Source organism: Pantoea sp. Pa-EAmG (assembly GCF_030024295.1).
Taxonomy (GTDB): domain Bacteria; phylum Pseudomonadota; class Gammaproteobacteria; order Enterobacterales; family Enterobacteriaceae; genus Pantoea; species Pantoea dispersa.
In genome coordinates, this window is sequence record NZ_JASEWO010000039.1 from 22,892 (window position 1) to 30,687 (window position 7,796).

The following is a 7,796-nucleotide window of genomic DNA, read 5'->3' on the forward strand; positions in this document are numbered from 1 at the left end:
ATAAATCGCGCCGCTACACGACCTGCGGCTGATGAAACTGTTAACACGGGATGACCATGAACGCACAAACCGCCACTGTCCGCTGGCAACTGTGGATTGTGGCCTTCGGCTTTTTTATGCAGACGCTGGATACCACGATCGTGAACACCGCGATACCGGCGATGGCCCACGATCTCAACGTCAGCCCGCTGCATATGCACTCGGTGATTGTCTCCTACGTGCTCACCGTGGCGGTCACGCTGCCGCTCAGCGGCTGGCTGGCGGACCGCTTTGGCGTGCGCAACATCTTCTTCTGCGCCATCGTGCTGTTTAGCCTCGGTTCGCTGCTGTGTGCCTTCGCCACCTCACTCGACCAGCTGGTGATGGCGCGCGTGGTCCAGGGCATCGGCGGCGCGATGATGGTGCCGGTCGGCCGGCTGACGGTGATGAAGATCGTGCCGCGTGAGCAGTACATGTCGGCCATGACCTTTGTCACCCTGCCCGGCCAGATTGGCCCGCTGCTCGGCCCGGCGCTGGGCGGCATTCTGGTGGAGTATGCCAGCTGGCACTGGATCTTCCTGATTAACATTCCGGTCGGCATCATCGGTGCCATTGCTACGCTGCTGCTGATGCCGAACTACACCATGCAGACGCGACGCTTTGACTTCCTCGGTTTTGTGCTGCTGGCGGTCGGCATGGCTACGCTGACGCTGGCGCTCGACGGCCAGCGCAGCGCCGGCGGCTCACCGCTGCTGCTGTGCCTGCTGATTCTGCTGGGGGTGTTTTCCCTGTTGTTCTACCTGATGCACGGTCGCAACAACGATAACGCGCTGTTTAGCCTGAAGCTGTTTGACAACCGCATATACGCCATCGGCCTGCTCGGCAGCTTCACCGGCCGCATCGGCAGCGGCATGCTGCCGTTTATGACGCCGATTTTTCTGCAGGTGGGCCTCGGCTTTAGCCCGTTCCACGCCGGGCTGATGATGATCCCGATGGTGCTGGGCAACATGGGCATCAAACGCGTGGTGGTGCGCATCGTAAATCTGTTTGGCTATCGTAACGCGCTGGTGGGCGGCACGCTGGCGCTGGCGCTGGTGGTGCTGCTGTTTCCCGTGGTGGCGCTGCTCGGCTGGATCTGGCTGCTGCCCGTGGTGCTGCTGTTGCAGGGCATGGTCAATGCCATCCGCTTCTCATCCATGAATACCCTGACGCTGAAAGAGCTGCCGGACGAGCTGGCCTCGAGCGGTAACAGCCTGCTGTCGATGATCATGCAGCTGTCGATGAGTATCGGCGTCACCGTGGCCGGTCTGCTGCTCGGCGCTTTCGGCCATGGCGCGGTGAGCGACAGCGCCGCGACCCATCAAACCTTTATGTACACCTATTTGTGCATGGCGCTGGTGATTGCGCTGCCGGCGCTGGTGTTCTGGCGCGTACCCGCCGATGTGAGTAAAAACGTGGACCTGAGAGGCAGGAGAAAAGGATGAAGCAGCCGGTAAAACTCGGCATCAGCGCCAAACTGTTTATGGCGATTTTTTCCACCTGCATGCTGGTGATCATCACCATGCACTGGGGCGTGCGCCTCAGCTTTGAGCATGGCTTTGTCGATTACATCAAAAAGGGCAATGAGCAGCGCCTGACGCTGCTGAGCGATGCGCTGGCCGATCAATACGAACAGCACGGTAGCTGGGATTTTTTGCGTAACAACGACCGGCTGATTTTCACCATTCTGCGCTCGCTGGAACAGAATCCCGGCAGCGGCACTCAGCTGCCGCCGCACGGCTGGCGCACCCAGTTCTGGATTATCGATCAGCAGTACAAAATATTGTCCGGCCCGCGCTCGCCGGTGCCGCCGGAAGGCTCGCGCCGCAATATCACCACCAGCAACGGCAAGATTGTTGGCTGGGTGATTGCCTCGCCCGCCGAGCGGCTGACGCGCAGCACCGATATCAACTTTGACCATCAGCAGCGTCAGACCAGCTGGCTGATTGTCGGCCTCACCACGCTGCTGGCCGCACTGGTCACCTGGCTGCTGGCGCGCGGCCTGCTGGCGCCGGTGAAACGGCTGGTGGACGGCACCCATCAGCTGGCGGCGGGCAAATTTACCACCCGGGTGGAGGTCGGCAGCAGCGACGAAATTGGTCAGCTGGCGCGCGACTTCAACCAGCTGGCGCGCTCGCTGGAGAAAAACGAGAGCAACCGGCGCGCCTTTATGGCCGATATTTCCCATGAGCTGCGTACGCCGCTGGCGATTTTGCGCGGTGAGCTGGAGGCGATGCAGGATGGCGTGCGCAAGCTGACGCCCGACGCCATCAGTTCGCTGCAGAGCGAAGTCGCGCTGCTGACCCAGCTGGTGGAAGACCTGCACCAGCTGTCGCTCTCCGACGCGGGCGCCCTCGCCTACCGCAAACAGCCGGTGGATCTGGTCAGTCTGCTGGAGGTGGTGGCGGGCAGTTTTGGCGAACGCTATCGCAGCCGGGGGTTGACGCTCAGCCTGATGCTACCGGCACAGGCCAGCAGCTTTGGCGATCCGGACCGGCTGATGCAGCTGTTTACTAACCTGCTGGAAAACAGCCTGCGCTACACCGATGCCGGTGGCACGGTGCAGCTCAGTATGCAGCTCAGCGGCGAGCAGTGGCAGCTGCAGTTTGCCGACAGCGCACCGGGCGTCGAGCGCCAGCAGCAGGCACAGCTGTTTGAGCGCTTCTTCCGCGCCGAAAGCTCGCGCAATCGCGCCAGCGGCGGCTCCGGGCTCGGTCTGGCGATCTGCAAGAATATTGTTGAGGCGCATGACGGCAGCATTAATGCGGCCGACTCTGATTTAGGTGGGCTGAAAATCACGCTAAACTTGCCGTATGTTCCTCACTAGACACCCTTTATGAGCACGGAAAATAGCGATCCCCTGATTCTTGTTGTGGAAGACGAACCCAAACTGGCGCAGCTGATGATTGATTATCTGCAGGCGTCAAACTACCGCACGCATCACCTCGCCGATGGCAACGCGGTACTGAGTTACGTGCAGCAAACGCCGCCGGACCTGATGCTGCTGGATTTGATGCTGCCGGGCCGTGACGGCCTGACGCTGTGTCGGGAAATTCGCCGCTTCTCCGAGCTGCCGATTATCATGGTGACCGCACGCACGGAAGAGATCGATCGCCTGCTCGGGCTGGAGATTGGCGCTGACGACTATATCTGCAAACCCTTCAGCCCGCGTGAAGTGGTGGCGCGGGTGAAAACCATTCTGCGCCGGGTGAAACGTTCGCCAGAAGAGGCGCAGCTGGCCTCGCATCTGCTGATCGACGAAGGGCGTTTCCAGGCCAGCTGGCGCGAACAGCCGCTGGAGCTGACGCCCGCCGAGTTCCGCCTGCTGAAAACCCTGGCGCTGGAGCCGGGCAAAGTGTTTTCGCGCGAGCAACTGCTGAACCATCTGTATGACGACTATCGCGTGGTCACCGATCGCACCATTGACAGCCACATCAAGAACCTGCGGCGCAAGCTGGAGAACCTTGATGCCGAACAGCCGTTTATTCGCGCCGTGTACGGCATGGGATATCGCTGGGAAGCGGATGTGGGCCGCCTGCTGTAACCGCTTAGATTGATCCAGGTCAATTTACATCGGGAGTCGCCCTGCCTACAATTCCCCACCTTTTGCAGGGCCGCCTGACGCGGCCGCTGCACGTGCCATCCGTGATGGCATGCTGACCTGACATCAGTGAGAACGCCCCATGCTTAAACCCGAACTGCTTTCGCCGGCAGGCACGCTGAAAAATATGCGTTACGCCTTTGCCTACGGCGCCGACGCGGTGTATGCCGGCCAGCCGCGCTACAGCCTGCGCGTGCGCAATAACGAATTCACCCATGAAAACCTCGCCAAAGGCATCAGCGAGGCGCACGCGCTCGGCAAGAAGTTTTACGTGGTGGTGAACATTGCCCCGCACAACGCCAAGCTGAAAACCTTTATCCGCGATCTGACGCCGGTTATCGAGATGCAGCCGGATGCGCTGATCATGTCCGATCCCGGCCTGATCATGCTGGTGCGCGACGCCTTCCCGCAGATGCCGATTCACCTGTCGGTGCAGGCTAACGCGGTGAACTGGGCCACGGTGAAGTTCTGGCAGCAGATGGGGCTGACGCGCGTGATTCTGTCGCGCGAGCTGTCGCTGGAGGAGATCGCCGAAATTCGCCAGCAGGTACCGGAGATGGAGATCGAAATCTTTGTCCACGGCGCGCTGTGCATGGCCTACTCCGGCCGCTGCCTGCTCTCTGGCTATCTGAATAAGCGCGATCCTAATCAGGGCACCTGTACCAACGCCTGCCGCTGGGAATATAACGTGGCCGAAGGCCAGCAGGATGAGGTCGGCAACATTGTTGGCTTCCATCAGCCGGTTGCGGTGCAGCCCGCGACGCTCGGCGTCGGTCAGCCTACCGACCGGGTATTCCTGCTGGAAGAGAAGATGAAGCCAGGCGAGGTGATGAGCGCGTTCGAAGATGAGCACGGCACCTACATCATGAACTCGAAAGATCTGCGCGCGGTGGCGCACGTCGAACGCCTGAGCCAGATGGGCGTGCATTCGCTGAAAATTGAGGGCCGCACCAAATCGTTCTACTACTGTGCGCGCACCGCGCAGGTGTACCGCCGCGCAATCGACGATGCGGCCGCCGGCAAACCTTTCGATCCGGCACTGCTGGAGACGCTGGAAGGGCTGGCGCACCGCGGCTATACCGAAGGTTTTTTGCGTCGCCACACCCATGACAGCTATCAAAACTACGAGCAGGGTTTTTCCATTTCGGAGCGTCAGCAGTTTGTCGGTGAATTTACCGGTGAGCGGCGCGGTACGTGGGCGCAGGTGGCGGTGAAGAACAAATTCATGCTGGGCGATAGAGTGGAGATCATGACGCCGGACGGCAATCTCAACTGCACGCTGCAGGCGATGCAGAATGACAAGGGTGCCGCGGTTGAAGTCGCTCCGGGAGATGGTCATCGCGTCTGGATCAGCGTGCCGGAGGGGGTCGATCTGGCCTATGCGCTGCTGCTGCGCAATTTTACCGACGGTAACAGCACTTACGATCCGCACGGTAAAAATCGCACTAAATGAAAAGAAAACGGCGAAGTTAGAACAAGATCACAGACCGCCGCTTCGCCGCGCTTTAGAATCGCGCCTGCTGCTAACGAGTAACAACAAACAGCAGGTAGTACCAGGAACCACCTCATTCACCCGCCCGGCTCCCCCGTGCGGGTTTTCTTTTTTTCATCGTTCGCCGATAAAGTTCCCGCCGCAGCTATGCTATAACCACAGCTCTGTCTTACTCATCAGGGAAGCGATAATGCAAAATAAACCCCTCACTTTGCTGATTCTGAATGGAAAAGGCGCAGGCAATGAAGAGTTGCGTGCCGCCGTGAATACCCTGCGCGACGAAGGCTTTAACCTGGCGGTGCGCGTGACCTGGGAAAAAGGCGACGGTGACCGCTACGTGCAGGAAGCGCTGCAGCTGCAGGCGGAAACCGTGGTGGCTGGCGGCGGCGATGGCACCATCAATGAGATTGCCACCGCGCTGGCCGCCCTGCCGCCAGCGCAGCGGCCGGTGCTGGGGATTTTACCGCTTGGCACTGCCAACGATTTTGCTACCAGCGCCGGTATCCCGGCAGAAATGGAAGCGGCACTGCGGCTGGCGGTACTGGGCAAAGCCACGGCCATCGATCTGGCGCGGGTGAACGGCGACCGTTACTTCATCAACATGGCGACCGGCGGTTTTGGCACACGCATCACTACGGAAACGCCGGAGAAACTGAAATCGGCGCTGGGCGGCGTTTCCTATTTTATTCATGGCCTGATGCGCGTTGATGCGCTGAAGCCGGACAGCTGCGAAATCAGCGGACCGGGCTTTCACTGGCAGGGTGACGCGCTGGTGATTGGCATTGGCAATGGCCGTCAGGCCGGTGGCGGACAGCGGTTGTGTCCGGAAGCGCTGATCAATGACGGACAACTCAATCTCAGCATCGTAACCGCTCAGGAGCTGCTGCCAACGCTGCTGCACTCGCTGACGCGCGACGATGAAAACCCGAACATTGTCGCGGCACAGCTGACGTCACTGACCATCCGTTCACCGCATGAGATGACCTTTAACCTCGACGGCGAGCCGTTGTCCGGCAGCGAGTTTGTGATTGAGGTGCAGCCCGGTGCGTTGAGCTGCCGCCTGCCACCGCAGTGTGCGTTGCTGGCGTAATCATTGGAAAATTCCTGCATTATCCCGGTGCGCATAAATGCGCACCCTGTGAGGCTCGCCATCCCTGCACGCACCGTGTAGGGTCGCCATTGATGGCGACCGGTTACGTGCGTCTGCGGCTGACGCTCTGCATCACACCTTCATCCAGCGGCGCTCCACGGCGGAAATCGCCACCGCTTCCAGCACCTTCTGCACCTGCAGCCCTTCGGCAAAATCCGGCCACATGCGATCGCCGGCGGCGATGCCGTTGATCAGATCGCGAATCTCGACCGTTTTCTGATCGTTAAAACCGATGCCGTGACCGGCCGAGACGCAGAAGCTGGCGTAATCCGGGTGCGCCGGACCGGTGAGAATGGTTTTAAAGCCCTGGCGACCGGCCGGATCGTCGTGCAGATACAGTTCCAGCTCAGCCATGCGCTCCTGCGTGTAGCGCAGCGTGCCTTTGGTGCCGGTCACCACATAAGTCAGCCCCATCTTGCTGCCGCAGGCGATACGCGAGGTTTCAATCACGCCGTGCGCACCATTTTTAAAGCGCAGCAGCGCGCTGGCCTGATCTTCATTTTCCACCGGCAGCAGACGTGACGGCGCCTTCGGATCCGGTCGCTGTTTGATCACCGTCATCATGTCACCGCTCACCTCATCAATATCACCGACCAGATAGTGCGCCATGTTGACGATATGCGCCGCCAGATCGCCAAGCGCGCCGAGACCGGCCAGCGCTTTCTGGCAGTGCCAGTCGAGCGGCGTCTCCGCGCGCGCCAGATAATCTTCGTTATGGGTGCCGTAAAAGTGCACCACCTCGCCGATCTCACCGCGCGCGATAATCTCCCGTGCCAGCTGGCTGGTGGGGTTTTTCATGTAGTTAAAGCCTACCAGGGTTTTCACTCCCGCCTGCTCTGCCGCCTGCACCATCTCTTCGGCATCGGCCACCGAGAGCGACAGTGGCTTTTCGGAGTAGACGTGCTTGCCGTGGCGAATCGCCTCCAGCGCCATCTCTTTGTGCAGGAAATTGGGCGCGCAGATATCGACCACGTCGATGTGCGGATCGCGTACCAGCTCGCGCCAGTCGCCCGTCGAACGGGCAAAGCCAAACGTCGCCGCCTGCTGCGCCGCCAGCGCCGAATTCACCTCTGCCAGCATCTCGCGCACAATCTCACCCTTCAGGGCGAACACCGTGGGTGCCTGCGCATAGGCAATCGCGTGACAACGCCCAATATATCCACTGCCAATCATACCGATTCTGACTTTGTTCATGCTGCACCTGCGGTTCACGGGGATGAGTTTCCCGGAATATATGTTTCGTTTTGGGCGGCGACAACGGAGAAATGAAATATCTGTGATCATACATGCGAGGTATCTGACAGAAGCGACAAATCAGAATGTAATTTTGCATAGCATTGGTGACATCTCTCACAATCAGGCGCAGTGCTGGCGCTAATTCGCGCCATCGCGCGGGCCCGCGTCGGGCAATTGACGCTTTATTCAGCAGTCAGAAAAAATTGTGAAAAAGAGCTTTGACAAGCCACAGCCTGCCCGATAATATGCGCCCCGTTCCAAACGATTCCTCTGTAGTTCAGTCGGTAGAACGGCGGACT

6 protein-coding genes are annotated in these 7,796 nt (G+C 59.9%); 5 read left to right on the forward strand and 1 reads right to left on the reverse strand.

Annotated elements, in window-relative coordinates; translation table 11 throughout:
* Positions 1-56: 56 nt before the first annotated feature.
* The 5 genes from mdtD (at position 57) to yegS (ending at position 6,201) form a co-directional block, all read left to right on the forward strand.
* Positions 57-1,463 carry a multidrug transporter subunit MdtD gene (gene mdtD, locus QMM04_RS07935; protein ID WP_031280060.1) on the forward strand — a complete coding sequence of 469 codons (1,407 nt, stop codon included), beginning with the start codon at positions 57-59 and terminating at the stop codon, positions 1,461-1,463.
* A complete protein-coding gene (gene baeS / locus QMM04_RS07940) occupies positions 1,460-2,845 on the forward strand; it encodes a two-component system sensor histidine kinase BaeS (protein WP_058757282.1) in 1,386 nt (461 codons plus the stop codon). Before mdtD ends, baeS begins: the two co-directional genes overlap by 4 nt.
* Positions 2,846-2,854: 9 nt before the next feature.
* Complete coding sequence (gene baeR / locus QMM04_RS07945; protein ID WP_031280058.1) at positions 2,855-3,562, forward strand: two-component system response regulator BaeR; 708 nt, start codon at positions 2,855-2,857, stop codon at positions 3,560-3,562.
* A 139-nt stretch (positions 3,563-3,701) separates the two neighbouring features.
* The gene (gene yegQ, locus QMM04_RS07950) at positions 3,702-5,072 is read left to right on the forward strand and encodes a tRNA 5-hydroxyuridine modification protein YegQ (protein ID WP_282995955.1); all 1,371 of its coding nucleotides are present in this window, start codon (positions 3,702-3,704) and stop codon (positions 5,070-5,072) included.
* 229 nt (positions 5,073-5,301) lie between these two features.
* A complete protein-coding gene (gene yegS / locus QMM04_RS07955; RefSeq protein WP_058757280.1) occupies positions 5,302-6,201 on the forward strand; it encodes a lipid kinase YegS in 900 nt (299 codons plus the stop codon).
* 132 nt (positions 6,202-6,333) lie between these two features.
* Here the strand turns inward: yegS and QMM04_RS07960 are convergent, their stop codons facing one another.
* Positions 6,334-7,455 carry a Gfo/Idh/MocA family oxidoreductase gene (locus QMM04_RS07960; protein ID WP_282995956.1) on the reverse strand — a complete coding sequence of 374 codons (1,122 nt, stop codon included), beginning with the start codon at positions 7,453-7,455 and terminating at the stop codon, positions 6,334-6,336.
* Positions 7,456-7,796 lie beyond the last annotated feature (341 nt).